The 16,398-nt window shown below is 53.0% G+C and carries 21 protein-coding genes and 1 pseudogene; 2 read left to right on the top strand and 20 right to left on the bottom strand.

Going from position 1 to position 16,398, the window contains the following annotated elements:
- Window positions 1-3 precede the first annotated feature (3 nt).
- On the top strand, window positions 4-240 hold the full coding sequence (locus AUK29_07715) for a hypothetical protein (protein OIP62846.1): 237 nt from the start codon (window positions 4-6) through the stop codon (window positions 238-240).
- A 349-nt stretch (window positions 241-589) separates the two neighbouring features.
- Here the strand turns inward: AUK29_07715 and AUK29_07710 are convergent, their stop codons facing one another.
- From AUK29_07710 to AUK29_07645, 14 genes are all read right to left on the bottom strand, one after another.
- Window positions 590-769, bottom strand: coding sequence for a hypothetical protein (locus AUK29_07710; GenBank protein OIP62845.1), 180 nt, complete (start codon window positions 767-769; stop codon window positions 590-592).
- Between the two features lie 273 nt (window positions 770-1,042).
- Window positions 1,043-1,597: a hypothetical protein gene (locus AUK29_07705; protein OIP62844.1), complete on the bottom strand. Its 555-nt coding sequence runs from the start codon at window positions 1,595-1,597 to the stop codon at window positions 1,043-1,045.
- A 196-nt stretch (window positions 1,598-1,793) separates the two neighbouring features.
- Window positions 1,794-2,339, bottom strand: coding sequence for a DNA-binding protein (locus AUK29_07700; GenBank protein OIP62848.1), 546 nt, complete (start codon window positions 2,337-2,339; stop codon window positions 1,794-1,796).
- A 195-nt stretch (window positions 2,340-2,534) separates the two neighbouring features.
- Entirely contained in the window at window positions 2,535-3,950 is a 1,416-nt protein-coding gene (locus AUK29_07695) for an aspartate ammonia-lyase (protein OIP62843.1), read from the bottom strand.
- A gap of 282 nt (window positions 3,951-4,232) precedes the next feature.
- A complete protein-coding gene (locus tag AUK29_07690; protein ID OIP62842.1) occupies window positions 4,233-4,793 on the bottom strand; it encodes a hypothetical protein in 561 nt (186 codons plus the stop codon).
- Complete coding sequence (locus tag AUK29_07685) at window positions 4,786-5,388, bottom strand: hypothetical protein (GenBank protein OIP62841.1); 603 nt, start codon at window positions 5,386-5,388, stop codon at window positions 4,786-4,788. Before AUK29_07685 ends, AUK29_07690 begins: the two co-directional genes overlap by 8 nt.
- A 448-nt stretch (window positions 5,389-5,836) precedes the next feature.
- Window positions 5,837-6,319, bottom strand: a complete 483-nt coding sequence (locus AUK29_07680) for a hypothetical protein (protein ID OIP62840.1) — start codon at window positions 6,317-6,319, stop codon at window positions 5,837-5,839.
- A gap of 96 nt (window positions 6,320-6,415) precedes the next feature.
- Window positions 6,416-6,589, bottom strand: a complete 174-nt coding sequence (locus tag AUK29_07675; protein OIP62839.1) for a 4Fe-4S ferredoxin — start codon at window positions 6,587-6,589, stop codon at window positions 6,416-6,418.
- Window positions 6,590-6,997: 408 nt separating this feature from the next.
- Complete coding sequence (locus AUK29_07670; GenBank protein OIP62838.1) at window positions 6,998-8,629, bottom strand: acetolactate synthase large subunit; 1,632 nt, start codon at window positions 8,627-8,629, stop codon at window positions 6,998-7,000.
- Between the two features lie 6 nt (window positions 8,630-8,635).
- On the bottom strand, window positions 8,636-8,794 hold the full coding sequence (locus AUK29_07665; protein OIP62837.1) for a rubredoxin: 159 nt from the start codon (window positions 8,792-8,794) through the stop codon (window positions 8,636-8,638).
- 106 nt (window positions 8,795-8,900) lie between these two features.
- Window positions 8,901-9,062, bottom strand: a complete 162-nt coding sequence (locus AUK29_07660) for a rubredoxin (GenBank protein ID OIP62836.1) — start codon at window positions 9,060-9,062, stop codon at window positions 8,901-8,903.
- Between the two features lie 21 nt (window positions 9,063-9,083).
- The gene (locus tag AUK29_07655) at window positions 9,084-9,296 is read right to left on the bottom strand and encodes a hypothetical protein (GenBank protein ID OIP62835.1); all 213 of its coding nucleotides are present in this window, start codon (window positions 9,294-9,296) and stop codon (window positions 9,084-9,086) included.
- Between the two features lie 160 nt (window positions 9,297-9,456).
- Window positions 9,457-9,960 (bottom strand): hypothetical protein, encoded by a 504-nt coding sequence (locus AUK29_07650; protein ID OIP62834.1) that lies wholly within the window; start codon window positions 9,958-9,960, stop codon window positions 9,457-9,459.
- Window positions 9,961-9,978: 18 nt separating this feature from the next.
- Window positions 9,979-10,989 carry a hypothetical protein gene (locus AUK29_07645; GenBank protein OIP62833.1) on the bottom strand — a complete coding sequence of 337 codons (1,011 nt, stop codon included), beginning with the start codon at window positions 10,987-10,989 and terminating at the stop codon, window positions 9,979-9,981.
- Between the two features lie 413 nt (window positions 10,990-11,402).
- Here AUK29_07645 and AUK29_07640 point away from each other — a divergent pair, with 413 nt between their 5' ends.
- Entirely contained in the window at window positions 11,403-12,617 is a 1,215-nt protein-coding gene (locus AUK29_07640) for an MBL fold metallo-hydrolase (GenBank protein OIP62832.1), read from the top strand.
- Window positions 12,618-12,671: 54 nt separating this feature from the next.
- On the opposite strand, the gene AUK29_07635 is transcribed toward AUK29_07640, so the two are convergent.
- The 6 genes and pseudogenes from AUK29_07635 to AUK29_07610 form a co-directional block, all read right to left on the bottom strand.
- Complete coding sequence (locus AUK29_07635; protein OIP62847.1) at window positions 12,672-13,499, bottom strand: hypothetical protein; 828 nt, start codon at window positions 13,497-13,499, stop codon at window positions 12,672-12,674.
- 5 nt (window positions 13,500-13,504) lie between these two features.
- On the bottom strand, window positions 13,505-14,404 hold the full coding sequence (locus tag AUK29_07630) for a hypothetical protein (protein ID OIP62831.1): 900 nt from the start codon (window positions 14,402-14,404) through the stop codon (window positions 13,505-13,507).
- A 13-nt stretch (window positions 14,405-14,417) separates the two neighbouring features.
- On the bottom strand, window positions 14,418-14,753 hold the full coding sequence (locus AUK29_07625; protein OIP62830.1) for a hypothetical protein: 336 nt from the start codon (window positions 14,751-14,753) through the stop codon (window positions 14,418-14,420).
- Between the two features lies 1 nt (window position 14,754).
- Window positions 14,755-15,441, bottom strand: coding sequence for a cobalamin biosynthesis protein CbiM (locus AUK29_07620; GenBank protein ID OIP62829.1), 687 nt, complete (start codon window positions 15,439-15,441; stop codon window positions 14,755-14,757).
- 210 nt (window positions 15,442-15,651) lie between these two features.
- Entirely contained in the window at window positions 15,652-16,068 is a 417-nt protein-coding gene (locus AUK29_07615) for a nickel-responsive regulator (GenBank protein OIP62828.1), read from the bottom strand.
- A gap of 147 nt (window positions 16,069-16,215) precedes the next feature.
- Window positions 16,216-16,398, bottom strand: a pseudogene (locus AUK29_07610) (hypothetical protein).

Here is a 16,398-nt window from a genome sequence, read left to right as displayed (position 1 = left end):
TATATGACTCAAGATCCGAGACCTCCGGAGGCGGAGCCGACGCTGCGTGAGGCCACGCGCATGGCGGCCCGGCTCGGCGGCTTTCTCGGCCGGAAGGGAGATGGTGAGCCCGGCACACAAAGTCTCTGGTTGGGGTTGCAACGTCTGGACGACCTCACCGCCATGTGGAAATTGTTGACCCGGACTCATGCGCCACATCTTCAAAGCCCCCCTGTGTCCAGCAACCCAGGTTATGGGTAAGGGTCAGTTTGCCAAAGGGGGATTTAAGCCCTGTTACGCGCCATGCGTCTAATAAGGCAGGGCGTACCGATTTGAACCCGGTGGCTGAGCGGATTATACGAAAGAATGGGCGTGAAAACAAGCGAAAACAGAGGACAGAGGACGAAGGACAGCATTCAAAAATCCCCCTGCATCCCCCTTTGTCAAAGGGGGACTTAAGCCCCACGCAATGCGTCTAACGGGAGCGTGCCGCCTTGTACTCGGGTTTGGGTTCTTTGGCGAGAGGAACCAAGTCTTTCCTCTTGATTTTTACTCCATAAAAAGCGAACTGCTTCTCTTGCCACAGAGGGCACAGTGCACCTGATGAATTTTATGTCACGATGCACCGGCCTGTCTCCTCACTGCGCATAAATGATCGGCAGGATTCGCAATGATACGTCTTGACCGTAATCGTTTCCACCTTCCCGTCCGGGCCGGTGATGATCCGCGGCATGACGGTTACGACCGTGTTTGTAATCTTTTTGCATATTGTGCAAAACTCGCTTGGCATGGATCGCCTTCCTCATTTAGAGAGTGTCGCACAAGCCGTCCGATGTCAGGTAACTATGGGGATTATACGAAGAAATGGGGAGGGAGGCAAGGAGAAAACAGGAGGCCGGAAAGAGTCCATTAATCCACATCTAACCTCAACTGGGGATTATCGCGGCACAGAATTTCCTCAATCTTGTTGAGGATGACCTTTGCGATTTTGAAAGCATTCTTTGCTTCGGTTTGGGTCGTGGATTGAATCGAATTCTTGAGGAGACCTTTCTTGAGGTAGGGTTCAAACATTCAAGTCTCCTTTGAGGAGAATGTATTTGTCTGAAAGGATCTCGGCCAGGAAAGGGTCACTTTTTTCCATTCGCTCGATAAATTCCTTTTTTGTATAGAGCTTGAAGTTGACTTCCCGGTCAATGGCTCTCTCAACTTTTTTGAGTTGCCTGAGGAGTTTTGCTTCTACAGCGGCCTTTCCGACCACGGCAAGATCGATATCCGAATCCGTCCGCATGACGTCCCTGGCATAGGAGCCATAGATTAAGGCCATCGTAACCTCCTTCAGGTCCTGGACAACCTTGCGCAACAGCCCCTCTATGCCGACCGTCTTCTCCACGATGCGTTTGATCTCCGGGTACAAGGCATGCTGACGGTTGATGGTGAAGAGCCTGAGGTTGCCTCTTCGCCTGCTGATCACAATGCCCTGATCGTCCAAAGAGTTGATGCCGCGCTGAAAGATGCCGGGCCTCTTCCCGAGGATCTCCCCCAGTTCACTGAGGTAATATTCCTTGTCCGGCTGGCTCATAAGTAAGGCAAGAAGTCTCAATTGGTTCTCGGAGAACACGACGCACCTCATGGACGTGAGGCATAAGATCTTATGCCTTTGGCATAACTCTGTCAAGGGAAATATTTGGGGAAATATTTGGAACGCCGGGAACGGAGCAGCGGGAAACCAGCAGAGGACGAAGGACAGCATTCAAAAATCCCCCTGCATCCCCCTTTGCCAAAGGGGGATTTAAGCCCCGTTACGCGCCATGCGTCTAACGGGGGCGTGCCGCCTTGTATTCGGGTCTGGGTTCTTTGGCGAGGAAGCCGATTTTCTTTCGACGCGGTGCCGGAGGTTTCATCAACTCTCTGATTGCATCAAAGACAACCCTGAACTGGGTGTCGTACTTCTTCTCAAGTTCGTCGAGCTTTTTCGCCAAGTCCTTGTGTGACGCGATCATCTCCCGTAGTTTGACAAACGCCCGTATGATCTGGATATTCACTTCGATCGCCCGGTCACTATTTAACACGCTGGAGAGCATGGCCACGCCTTGTTCGGTAAAGGCATAGGGATGGTAGCGGCGACCACCCCATGAACTTGAGGTCACAATTTGTGACCTCAAGTTTTTAAACTCTTGAAATGTAAGAAGAAACATAAAGTCAGACGGAAAGCGCCTGAGGTTCCGCTTGACTGCCTGCAAGAGCACCTTGGTTAGTACCCCATAAAGCTCTGCAAGATCTCTGTCGATCATGACCTTCTGGCCTCGTATCAAGAAGATTTTCTGTTCAATGGCGTCTTGTGGGATAAGATTCTTTTCCATGGGCATATCTCCTCCTGAGGCGCGCCGTATTTTTCGGGATGATTGATGCGGGCTGGGGCGCGATGTTGTTGTAAGATGACGGCTGCACTCAGGGCAGGCAATCATTCAGAGAGTGCCGCACAAGCCGTCCAATGTCAGTTAACTGCGGGGATTATACGAGGGAACGGATGCGAAAGCAAAGGGAAAAGACAGATCTTAAATTGATTGATCCTGGCCCGTGATCCGGTCGGGATCGAGAATCAGGTCGAGTTCCTCCGGAGAGAGAAGCCCTTTTTTCAGGATCAGATCCCGGATAGGGATACCTTTCTCTTCCGACTCCTTGGCCAGTTGTGAGGCGTTGAGATATCCGATATGGGGGTTCAGGATCGTGGCCAGTCCCAGGCTTTTCTCAAAGTACGACCGGCAGCGTTCTCTGTGGGCCGTGATCCCGGCCACGCATTTTTCGGCAAAGACCGGGACAAAGTTCTTCAGGATCTCCATGGACTGGAGAAGGTTGTGGATCATCACGGGCATCATGACGTTGAGTTCGAGCTGTCCGGACTGCGAGGCCATGGCGATGACCAGATCATTGCCCATAACCTGGAAACAGACCATGTTCAGGCACTCGGCCAGACTCGGGTTGACCTTGCCGGGCATGATCGAGGAGCCGGGCTGAACTGCCGGGAGGCTGATCTCGGCGAATCCGGTGCGTGGACCGGAGCTCAGGAGGCGCAGGTCATTCGCGATCCGGATCAGGTCCAGGCAAAGATTCCGGAGCATGGAGGAGAGCGCAGAGATCGCGGCCCGGCTCTGCATGGCCTCTCTCAGGTCCGCCGCGGGCCGGAGGGAAAGAACGGTCATTTCGCTCAGCCTTCGAACCATCTCTTCGCGGTATCCGGCGGGGACATTCAGCCCGGTACCGGCCGCACTCCCTCCGATGGGAAGTTCTTCAAGCGAGGGCCGGCATGATTGGAGGGCCTTGATGGATTTGCGGATGCATACGGCATAGGCCGAAAACTCCTGCCCCAGGGTCACGGGGACGGCATCCTGCAGATGGGTCCTGCCGGACTTGATCACGTCCGAGAACTCTTTGCCCTTGTCTTCCAGAGACAGGGAGAGCCGCGCCAGAACCGGAAGCAGCTCCCGCAGCATGAGAAGCGAGGCGACATGCATGGCCGTGGGGAAGGTGTCGTTGGTGGACTGCGAGAGGTTCACATGGTCATTGGGGCTGACCCGTTTGTAGTTCCCGCGGGTGTCCCCCAGGATTTCCAGCGCCCGGTTGGTTAGCACCTCGTTCACATTCATGTTGAAGGAGGTCCCTGCCCCGGCCTGGAACACATCCACCACGAACTGGTCCGCCAGTTTCCCGTTCAGCGCCTCGTCGGCGGCCTGCACAATCGCCTGTGCAATCGCAGGCTCCAGTAAAGAAAGCTGTTCATGGGTCAGGGCCGCGGCCTTTTTGATCAGGACATAGGCCCGGACGAGAAGAGGATGGGCCCGCGTGCCGCTCACCGGAAAATTCTCCAGGGCCCGCGCCGTCTGGATGCCGTAGTACGCAGAGGACGGGACCGCCTTCTCTCCCAGGGAATCCTCCTCGACTCTTGTCTTCTTTATCGAGCCTCCGGAATCCATCAATCTTTTGCCCTCTTTACTCTATCGAGTGAACCGACACCCTCACCCCCACTCTCTCCCTCGGAGGCTGTGTCGTAATCTTGATCTCTTCCTTATGTTCCTTCTCCCTTTTGGGGAGAAGGTGAGGATGAGGGGGGCTCTTTCCGGTCAACCCCTCACCCTTGCCCTCTCCCCATTCACGGGGAGAGGAAATTTATTGATTGCCCTAAACCTTGTCCCCAAAGGAACTGAATCTCCATAATTGTGACACAGTCCCTCGATGGAGAGGGAGTTTTTTGATTTTTATGGACGCCTGGCTAAAAAGCGGACCGAACATTCTGTTCCTGTATCCCTCTCGTCATTTAACAGGATCTCAAAATCCTCGAACAGGGTCTTCAACTCATCATGCTCCAGAAGATAGGCCCTGTTCAGCTCGGGACGGTAACGGAGTTCGTCCACGGTATAGGTCTTGTAGAGAAAGATTCCGCCGGGTTTCAGCGACTTCTTGATACGGGGAAAGATGGCCCGGTTCATAAAATAAAAAGAGGTGATCAAATCATAGACCTGATCCCCGAAATCAAAGTCCTCGGCATCGCTTTGTTGAAACAGGACCGAGACCCCGGCCTTCCGGGCCCGCTCCACTGCACGCTTCAGGCCGACCTGGGAAATATCCACGGCCGTCACCTCGAAGCCGGCACCGGCCAGGGTGATGGCATTGTCTCCGAAACCGCATCCGAGGTCGAGGGCACGGCCCGGCCGGATCCCCTTGATGCTCCGGACCAGGAAAGAATCGGGCGCGATCTCCTGAGGCGGCTCTTTGTCATTGTACTTTTTGTCCCAGCGTATCCGGTCCGCTTCATTCATGGGGCAGCCCTTTCAGTTCCTCCACCAGCCGCTTTCCCATGTCGTGGACGGAACTCATGGCCCCTTCCACATCAAGAATATCCCTGGGCTTCTCCATGCGTGTTGCGAAATATTCGCCCAGGTAAGAAACATCCAGAACATCAAACAGGGCTCGAACCGTCATCCTGGCCCCCTGGAAGACCACGGGTTTGTCATGGCCGGCGGTTGCAAGAAAGAGCCCCTTGCGGATCCGTTTGGGGTCTTCGGGAAAGAGCGGCTCTTTGAGAACATATTTGCGTGACCAGTAGCATTGACATCGGTCGATGATGATTTTCAGAAAGGCGGAGACCCCCATGAAGTAGATCGGAGAGGCCACCACCAGTCCGTCAGCCCGGTCGAGCATGGGATAGATCTCCTGCATCTCATCCTGGACGCGGCACCGGCCGGTCTTCAGGCAATCTCCGCAGTTCACGCAGGGGCGAAGATTTTGGAAACCCGAGGCGATGATCTTCCCGGTTTCGGCGCCTGCCTCGGATGCCCCGCTCAGGACCTGGTCCAGAAGGGTCTCGGAGTTGGCATGGCGCCTCGGACTTCCTGATAGCCCCAGGATATACAATGGTCTCACTTTAATTAAGGTTCTTCTCCCACATAGTGGGGTAAAAGGGTTCGAGGATTCCAGGGTTACGCTTCGCGTGCCCCGCTTTTCTCTATTTTTGTCGTTAGATCCCGGCATCTACTTGAATCTATTCTTGCCGGGCCGGGACCGTCTGCGACGGCTACTACACTGAGGTATCTTGGGGTCAAGGGGTCCAGTGAAATACTTAAACTCAAGTAAAATCTCCAGAGAAAAACACTAGAACCCTCGGCCCCTTATGTTATTTTTAGCACTTCACTTGAACCCTTGGCCCCTCGGACCCTCAAGTATTGAAAAGCACTTCACTTGACCCCTTGAACCCTTGGCCCCTCGGACCCTCAAGTATTGAAAAGCACTTCACTTGACCCCTGGAACCCTTGAACCCTTGGACCCTTATGTTCTCACCCATTCTTTTGGAGATAATCCTTGATTAAAGCCCCTTGAGTGTCTTCTCGATCATGCTTTTGTGCTCCTCCTCCTCGCCGCTAAGCTGCCTGTAGAGCGCGGCCGTGCCGGGGTCCTCGGAACGTTCCGCCATCCGGGTGTAGAGGTCCAGGGCCGAACTCTCCTCCTGCAGGGCCACGCGCAGAACCTCCTTCGCGTCCATGAAGAAGCGGCCCTGCACGTCCGATAGCGCAGCCTCGATGGTCTTGCCGCTCTCGGTGTATTCGGCAGGCATCTTTTCTTTGAACTCCGGAAAAGGAACCGGACCGCGGTCCCCGATAAAGGCATGATAGAGATCGTAGACGTCGTGCATATGCCTCTCTTCGACGTCGGCAAGCTTTCTGAACATCTCCACGGCGCTCCTGTCCTGTACGCGCTCGGATGCAGCCTCATAGAACGCATGGGCCCCTTTTTCAAGCCGGAAGGCATTCAGAAGACCTTCGGCAATATCCTCATCTCCTCGTATCATGGCCGTTCTCCTTATTCTTCCTCTTGTATGATCAGAACCTGACCGCAGAGAACAGAGTATTTCTCTGTGCACTCTGTGGTTAGCTTTTGACATGTCTCATTCGTCCGGAACACAGGCATCAGTCGGGCAGACCTCTGCGCAGTTTCCGCAATCCGAGCATTTTTTCGGATCAATGATGTACTTGGGATCCCCCTCGGAGATCGCCTCTTCGGGACATTCAGGGAGACAGGCGCCGCAGAGAATGCATTCATCGGTAATCTTGTGTGGCATAGTTTCCTCTCCTATAGATTAAAGGGTTCAAGTAAACATCCACGCCCAGAGGACGTAGCTTTGTGTTACCCCTGGAAGGGGTTTCCCTTGCGTCTTGTAGAAAATACGAAATCCTAAAATCTAAATCCTAAACAAATCCTAAACTCAAAATTCAAATGTTTAAAACCTCGTCTATATCTGTATATTGTACCTAAATCGTGCATGAGAGAATCTATTTCGCAAGCTTCAATTCTACACGTGATGATGCAACATTTGGATAAATAAGTCTTGAATTTTGGATTTCGGTCATTCGAATTTGTTTAGGATTTAGTGCTTCGAATTTCGAATTTTCCCACGAAATAACACGGCACAGCCTTTCAACTCTGACCCGGCCCAAAGGACCGGGCTTTCAGAGAACCAATAAAACGATCATATATAACAGATCAACCTCCCCAGCTTCTCCGTGAGATTGATATTCTCCCGATAGTCCACCGGGACATCCACGACCGCGGGAACCTTGGCCGCAAACGCCTCTTTCAGCGCCGGATGGAGTTCCTGTGCCGTCTGGACGCGGTATCCTGCCGCGCCGAAGGATCTCGCCAACTGTACGAAGTCGGGATTCCCGAAAGAGACGCCGTAGGTTCGGCCGAATCGGTTGATCTGTTTCCATTCGATGAGGCCGTACTTCCCGTCATTGAAGATCAGAATGACAAAAGGGAGCTTCATCCGGACCGCAGTCTCCAACTCATGGCTGCTCATCAGGAAACCGCCGTCTCCGCAGACGGCGAGGACCTTCCTTTCCGGGTGAATCAGCTTGGCGCAGACGGCGCCGGGGAGGGCGAATCCCATGGCGGCGAATCCATTGGAGATCAACGTGGTATTGGGTTCTTCAGCAGGATAGATCCTCGCAATCCACATCTTGTGCGCCCCCACATCCGAGATCAGGATATCCTCTCTCCCCATGATCCTTCGGATGTCGTAAAGGATCTTCTGGGGCTTGAGGGGGAAGGATGCGTCGTCTGCGTACTCTTTGAGTTCATCCTCCACCATGGTCTTGAGCAGCCTCGGGAAGTCATCCTGCTCAATCGGTTCGATTTCATTCATCATGTTGGCCAGGTTCGCGGCGATGTCTCCTATCACCTCGACCTGGGGGATATAATACTCATCGATTTCACTCGGCGTAAAGTCAATATGAACCACGGGCTTCTTCCCCCTGTTCCAGAAGGAAGGGGCGTATTCCACGAAATCGTATCCCACGGAGATGATCAGGTCGGCCCGGTCGAAACCGCAGGAAATGAAGTCCCTGGACTGAAGCCCGATGGTCGAGAGGGAAAGCTCGCTTTCCGACGGGAGCACCCCTTTGCTCATGAAGGTGTTGGCCACGGGAATCCTCGTCTTCTCCACAAACTTCCGGAGCGCATCCGAGGCCCGCCCCCGGATGACCCCGTTCCCTGCAAGGAGAATAGGCCTCCTGGCCTGCTGGATAATCTCTGCCGCCTTCCTGCAAACGATGTGATCGGTATGGGGCCGCTTGAAACCGGTGACCGGAAGGGGTTCGCCCTCGACCTCTTCAGCGGCGACATCTTCGGGGATCTCGATATGGCAGGGACCGGGTTTCTCGGTTTCCGAGACCTTGAAGGCCTTGCGGACGACTTCCGGAATGGTCCGGGAGATTCCCACCCTGGCGTTCCATTTGGTGAACTGCTTGAACGTCTGGACAATATCGATATTCTGGTGGGATTCCTTGTGCAGGAGTTCGCGGCCGGTCTGCCCGGTAATGGCCACCAGGGGAGACCGGTCCAGGAAGGCATCCGCCACGCCGGTCATCAGGTTGGTGGCGCCGGGCCCGAGGGTCGCGAGACATACCCCCGCCTTGCCGGTCAGCCTCCCGTAAACATCGGCCATGAAGGCCGCGCCCTGTTCCTGGCGGGTGCAGACAAACTCAATCGGGGAGTCAAACAGGGCGTCCAGGATATCCATATTCTCTTCGCCGGGCAGACCGAAGATATAGCGGACCCCTTCATTTTCCAGGCACTTCACAAAAAGTTCTGATGACTTCATATTTTCCTAAAGCCTCTCGAATTCCTCCCGGCCGGCGCCGCAGGCGGGGCAGACCCATGCTGTGGGAAGTTCATCGAACAAGGTGCCGGGCTCAATCCCGCTGTCCATGTCCCCTTCATCCGGATCATACACGTAATCACACATCCTGCATCGATAGCTTCTCATTCCCGTTCCCCCTCTTCCCGGACCCGCATTATTAAAACCTAATCACAGAGAACACAGAGTCTTTCTCTGTGCACTCTGTGGTCAGCTTTTAAGACTACCCCAGGCCTTATTCCTCCAGTTCGAACTCGCTCTTGGCGGCGCCGCAGACCGGGCAGCGCCAATCATCCGGAAGATCTTCAAAGGCCGTCCCAGCCGCGATTCCGCTGTCAGGATCGCCTGCATCAGGATCGTAGATATAGCCGCAGACCGTGCACTTCCATTTTCTCATTTTGCCCTCCTTATCTTGATATTACAGGTTTTCATAACCTCCCGTAATCACCTGCCCTTTAATGAACTTCTTTCTGGATTTCTTAAGATTTTTCTTGGCGAAGACGACCTTGCCGCAGATCCGGCACCGGCGGATCTCTTCGGCATAAAGAAAATCCCCTTCATGATTGTCCCCGTTAAAATAGACGGGCTTGTCCATGGACATCTTCGCCGCACCGCATTTTGGACAATTCATACCCTTCTCCTCATGGCTTTGTTGACCCGGATAGATTCAAAATCCAAAAACCTCAGGCTGTAACTTAAGAAATATCCCACCTCAGAGAACCTCGTCCTTCACGCCCCTCGAAACGAGGCTGTGCCGTAAAAGACCGAGGAGCACTTTGTTTATTGGGGCATCACTCCTTTTCACCCTCTACAGGGAATTCCGTAGGATCAAAATAGATTCCGGTTTTTTTCAGGAAGTCGAGTTCCGCTTTCAGCAGCCGGATATGCCCTTCCTCCATCTCCATCAGATCCAGAAAGATTTCTTTCTCCTCCCCCGGTTCCAGGACCTCCGCCGCCTCCCGATAAAAATCTTTCGACGCCATCTCATCTCCGATGGCCTGCTCAAGAACATCTGCTTCGCTCCCGGAATTCGAGATCTCCTCCCTGAAGTTCTCATCTCTTTTTTCAAAGATCGGATAGCCCTTTACAGCCTCTATGTTACCGCCCGTCAATAGGTCCCGGTAGAGATCCTCGATGATTTTCACGTGGTAAAGTTCGTCCCTGGCCAACAGCTCGAACATCTTTTTTGCCTTGGGATCACGGATGGCGCCGGCCGCACGGCTGTAAAAGAGGTTCCCGTCCTTCTCGGTCTGAACGGCCCTCTGAATGATCTGAACCAACGATTCCTTGTCCATTCCGGATCCCGATTGAATCTATACCAGCGCCTCGGCGGGCTGGTTGATATCCCCGACCTTTTTCAGAAACCTTTCCTGAAGCATCTCTTCCAGTTCCTGCTTCAGTCCATCCTTCATGTCTATCTTGCCGCCGGCCATCATCCCATGGCCTCCGGCCTTGCCCATGCCCCGTACCATGCCCTGCACCAGGTCTCCCGCGCCGCCCCGCATGTCGCTCGTCCGCACGGAAAGGATCATGGCCTTCCGGAAGATCCCCATGACCAGCACCCATTCCACACCCTCATGACGGAGGAGCATGTCGGCGACCTCGGCCACCATGTCCGGATTCCTGGTCCGCCCGATGGAGGTGACCAACGACGAACCGTGTATGCGGGCCTTCTTGAACGCCCGGTTTAATATCCTGAAATACTCCGCCGAGACCTTGGGATGGATGATCCGGTTCAGGATGTCCCTCTGCACCTTGGGAAACAGAAAAAGATAACTTTCCTGATCCAGGGCATCCGCGTTCCTTCCAAAGTCATTCGTGTCGGATTTGATCCCGTAATAGAGCGCCGTGGCCAGCCTCGGCTGGATCCCGATCCCGGCCTCCCTCAGATAAGAGGTGATGATACTGGAGCACGACCCGGCCTCTTCCCGCACGTCGGAAAACGGGACCTTCTTGGTTTCCTCACGAAGAGGGTGGTGGTCGATCACGACGTCCGGCACGACCGTATCGGGGAGGGAGTTGTTCCCGGTCCTGGGCTGAGTATCCATCAGGACCATGAAAAGATCATCCTGGAAACGGATCTGATCTACAGGGGTCATGGGAATCTTGAGGTGCTGGATCATCGACTGATTCTCGGCGCGGCCCACGATCCCGCCGTAAGAGATGATGCTTTCCTGGCCGAACTGCTCCTTGAGAAAATATTTAAACCCGAAGGCGGCGGCAATGGCATCAGGGTCCGGGTTATCATGAGTCAGAATCAGTACCCGTCTGGAAGGAACGACCATCTTCTTCAGCAGTTCGATTTTCTTTTGAAACCCCGTCATTCAGAACGACCTATGATGAGCATTCTCTATCCCCGTTCTGTGAATAGTCGTTGAATCCGTGGTACGAATGAAAAGGATTTAAAGTATACCACTGATATTTATTTTTGCAAAAAAAATCAAAAAAATAAATAAACACTTACAACTCGCTGATATTATTATCATTTATAGCCTGATCAGCGGCTTCCCGCACCCATGCGGCCCAAAAAGTCACGGTATTTTTAACATATTAATAATGTTTCCGACGTCTGTCAACTTCAGGGCCGGCCCCGAAACAGCGATAGGCACAAAAAGTTCTTGAACGTCCCGGAACTTTATATTACATTCCATGAGAGATGAAACCACAGAGTGCCGAGAGAAAGACTCTGTGTTCTCTGTGGTTAAGTTTTGATATAAAATAACTAAGGGAGGTATTCATGAAATCAACTGAAATCAAACCGGGGATCTTCTGGGTAGGCGTCATTGACTGGGGGGTCAGGGATTTCCACGGCTATGTGACCCCCAACGGAACCACCTACAACAACTACCTTATCCTGGATGAAAAAGTCACGCTCATTGACACGGTCAAGGAAAACTTTTCAAAGACGATGCTGGAGAATATCCGCAATATGGTTGATCCGGGCAAGATCGAGTATGTCATCATCAATCATATCGAACCGGACCATGCCGGCAGCCTGGACAAGGTCATGGAGCTTGCGCCCAAGGCCGTCATCTTTATTACATCCAAAGGGAAGCAGGGGCTGGACCGATGCTATGATACATCGCGCTGGACCTTCAAAATCGTCAAGAGCGGGGATACCCTGAACACCGGCAGGAAAACCCTCATGTTTCTGGAGACACCCATGCTCCACTGGCCCGATTCCATGATGACCTATGTCAGGGAAGACGGCCTTCTCATCAGCCAGGACGCCTTCGGGCAGCATTACGCCACGTCCGGCCGGTTCGACGACGAATTCTTAACCTGTTACTCGGTCTATGAACTCGAAGATTCGGTCAAGGACTACTATGCGAACATCCTCATGCCCTTCGGCTCCCTGATCAAGGCCAAGATCGCCGAGATCCAAAAGCTCGGGCTCAAGATCGAGATGATCGCCCCGGATCATGGAATCATCTGGAGGGCGGACCCCGGAAAAATCATCAACATGTATCTGGACATGGCCGGCGGCCGAGCGGACGAACGGGTGGTCATCATCTATGACACCATGTGGAAGAGCACAGCGCTCATGACCCAGCCTTTGATGCAGGGGATCCAGGATGAAAACATGGAGGTCAAGGTAATCAAGCTCAGGGCCACTCCCATGAGTATCGCCATCAAGGAGTTCTGGAAGGCGAGAGGATCTCTGTTCGGAACCCCCACGTTAAACAACATCATGTTCCCTTCGGTGGCCGAGTTCCTCGCTCACCTTCGTGGGTTGAGGCCCAAAAACAGGATCGTCGGGGCCTTCGGGAGCTTCGGATGGGGCGGAGGCGGCGTCAAAGAGGCCTATGCCGAGTTAAAGAGAATGGGCCTTCAGATGGTGGAGCCTGGAGTTGAGGTGCGCTACAGGCCCGGCGCTGAAGACGAATCGAGATGCTATGAATTCGGAAAGGACTTTGCCAGGAAGGTCAGGGAATACCATAGGCAGTTCTGATCTGATCATTCTCTCTTACACGACTGCATATGAATCCATGTCCGTCACTCTGTCCTAGGGTTCATTCCCGCCGTCGTGGCGGTGAAAGAGAAAATGTGAATGGATATGCTTGTGCGCATGGGCGCCATGAAGGTGAACATGCTCATGGATGAGATTGACCTTGAGAAGCAGTTCCTGGTCCTTGAGGATCTCGCCTGCGGCGCCGATCCTCTCCATCCTGTGCTCCTCGGAGAGGACCGCCACGTCGGCCTGTAATTCGTCAACGAGCGAGAGATCGTGCGTGGCCACGACAATGGTTTTCCCGGCCGCGTTCAGCGCAAGCATGAGTTCCACGAGAAAGCACTCCGTCCTCGGATCGAGGCCGTTGGTCGGCTCGTCAAGGAGGAGGACTTCGGGATTCATGGTGAGCACCGAACCGATCGCCACCCGCTTCTTCTCGCCTCCGGAAAGCATGTAGGAAGGCCTCTCCTTGAGGTTTTCTATTTCCAGCATTCTCATGACGCCATGCACTCTTTCTATAGCCTCATCTTCCTCAATGCCCAGTTGCACGGGCCCAAAGAGCAGTTCATCAAACACCGTCGGGGAGAACAACTGAACATCCGCGTCTTGAAATATATAGCCCACCCCTTGCCTGAAGACCCGCAGAAATTCCCTCTCCTTCAATGAAGCCTCGGTGACCTCCCGTCCCCTGTAGAAGACGCGTCCGGAGGAGGGATGTCTCAGCCCGCCCAAAATCTGCAAAAGGGTTGTTTTCCCGCATCCATTCGCGCCGATGACAGCGAGTTTTCCTCCTTGTTTAATCTTCACGCTCACGTCCGCCAGCGCCTCAAATTGCCGGTGGTAGCTGTAACGAATTTCCTCGGCATGGATGATATCGTTCATAGACCTCACCATAAGAGAAACCCAAGACCGATCACGAAAAAAAAGAGGCCCGCGAATAAGTCCGGGACCGTGAACTTCGCAGGGGCATAGATCACGATCTCACCCGAAAATCCCCTGCCTTGCATGGCCATGAATACCTCTTCACACCGGATCCGGGTTTTCCTGAACAGGATGGCCATCCTGCCTGCGGCCCAGGTCCTTGCATCCGAAGCAGCCGCGCCCACCGTCCTCCCTTTCTTCGCAAGATGCATCTCTTCGACACCTTGCGCAAAGATGAAGATAGACTTGTAAGTCAGTGTGAGCACCATCAGAAAGGCATCCGGCGCCTTGAAGATCTTTAAAGCCCTGATGATCTCGGGAAACGAGGTCGTATAGATCACGAGAAAAGAAAGAGAGATGGAATTCACAACCCGCAGCGTCAAAAGGGCAACGCTGAGCAGTCCCTCCCGTGTCATGCCTATGCTTGCGGGGACATGATAAATCCAGAAGTCATACGGCCTTGAAAGCTTACACAGCGGAATCATCACCTCTCCCTGGGTTATGATATTCAGGGACGAAGGAAGGGCAATCAGGAATCCGAACACAAAGCCAAAGAAAAGCGCCCTTCGATAGAAACCGGCAAGGTTCAGTTTTGACGCGGCGGCAAGCAAAAAGACAAAAGCGCCGATGAGCACTTCCGGAAGGATATCCTTCTTTACGCTGACGATGACCAGAAAAAATATCAGAAACAAAACCTTTACCCTTGCATCAAGTCTCTGGGAAAAGCCTTCCTGCTTAGCGGTCTCCCACTGGACATAGGTGGTCCTGATCAATTTGGAGAACTGCCGCACCCCTTTTTCAAGAAAGGAGGGTCTTGAAACCTTTCCCGTCTTTTCCGGGAACCTCAGGCGCGGTTTTTCCAGCAAGAATGAGGGTATATTACTTTTCATGTTTGATTAGAAACCTCGAAATCAAGAATACAATCAGCGCTGTTGCAAGAATGCCCAGAAAACCCGAAATCATATAGGAGACTATTTGGAAAGTCATGGAGGCGTTCTCACTGCAGAAGTTGTAATCGGGTATGGGAGCCTTCCAGAGTTCGGAATATTTCTTCAAGCCTTGCGGGACATACCCCAGAAGTTTCTCCATGGTATTCATCCCCCATTCACCCCATGCATCTTCTGCATGGAATCTTCCGGGCAGAAGGATACCCAGCGGGGAGAGAAGCGCCATGAGGATGAGTCCTATCCAGAGATTTCTCTGAAACCGTGTCATCTCAAACTTTCGTCTCCGATAATGCATAAACCAAATCCGGCTCGTACTTAAGAAAATACCGGAACAGCAAAAAGGTTACGACGCCTTCGATCACACTGAACAAAAGCAGATGTTCCAATGCCATAGCAGGAAGGGCAACCGACAGCGGATAGGGGGCGTAGAGAGGCCTCCCGTCGGCGCCGTGGGCAATTAAAGGTTGGATGCCGAACTCGATCGCCGTCACAATCGCTGCGCCGGAAAGTCCGGCATACCCGGATAGAAAGGCGGCAGGGAATAACCGAGATGGATTCTTTGACTTCCCACTGACGGCCTTGAACACCCAGTAGGAGATAAACGGCATCACCACCGCCATGTTGAAGCAGTTTGCGCCGATCGTGGTGATTCCTCCATCACCGAAGACCACGGCCTGAATGATCAGGACAACGGACACGGCGATGACCGCCGTCCACGGTCCGAGGAGGATGGCGATCATGCCCGCCCCGACCGCATGGCCCGTGGTTCCTCCGGGGATGGGGACATTAAACATCATGATGAGGAAAGAAAAAGCAGCAGCCATCGCAAGGTACGGAATCTGCTTTGTGGAAAGGTCCTGCTTGATCTTCCTCAGGGCAACGGACCAGAACACAAACGACGCCCCGTAGAGTGGGACATAGGTCTGAGGGCTCAAGTAACCGTCGGGGATATGCATTAGAACCTCCAGGTTATGCCCGCGAGAACCGAATCGTCAGTTTCGGGTTTGTTGAGTCCGCGCTTAATCCCGAAATTGATCTCAAGATTCTCCGAAACAGAGTAAATCAATCCCCCGATGATAAATGCCGGATCCGTATGGGATGATGGATCAGGATTCCGATCAAGTGTTACCATTATATTATTCGTGTTACCTTGTCAAGAAAAAAATTTACTTGAGGTGTTTTCCGGTTGTGGTCACCGAGAGTTTCCCATGCTTCACCCCCTTGGTCCCGATCAATTTGTCGGCAATGGCTCTTATATCCTTTGCCTTGCCTTTGACCACGATGACTTCAAGGCAGTTGTGCTCGTCGAGGTGGATGTGCATGGAAGAAATGATCGAATAAAAATACCGGTGCTGAAGATCCGTAAGGGTGTCTGTAAGCTCATGGGTCTCATGCGAATAGACGATGGTGATCGTTCCGACGGTCTCGGCAGTGGCCGACTCCCATTCCTCCGTCACAAGGCTGTCCCTGATCAGGTCCCTGATGGCCTCGCTTCGGCTCGCATAGCCTTTTTTTCTGATCTGCCTGTCGAACCGTTCAAGCAGCGGTTTTTCAAGCGATATGCCGAATCGAATAACAGCCATATTCGTGTCACTCGTTTCAAGAAAGGGTTTCTCATCCTGCCTGCAGTTTCCCCCCTTCGCTGGATCGGAGGGGAGAACTTAAAGCCCATCTCTTTTTCTGGTTCATCTCCAAATTAGTGGGTAAAAAGGGTTCGAGGATTCCAGGGTTCAAGGGGTCAAGTGTTTGTTTTCCAGTGATTTGATCAGTGCCTTGAGCATCCGCTCAACCTCCTCGATATCACTCTTAAGTCTCTTTAACTTCTCATCCCTGATATAACCAAGATCTTCAGCGAGTAATACTTGTGTCTCCAATTCACAATTTGTAAATCTCCAAACATCATTGATAAGACT

The organism is Nitrospirae bacterium CG2_30_53_67 (assembly GCA_001873285.1).
Lineage (GTDB): Bacteria > CG2-30-53-67 > CG2-30-53-67 > CG2-30-53-67 > CG2-30-53-67 > CG2-30-53-67.
This window is presented reverse-complemented; position numbering and strand designations above follow the sequence as displayed.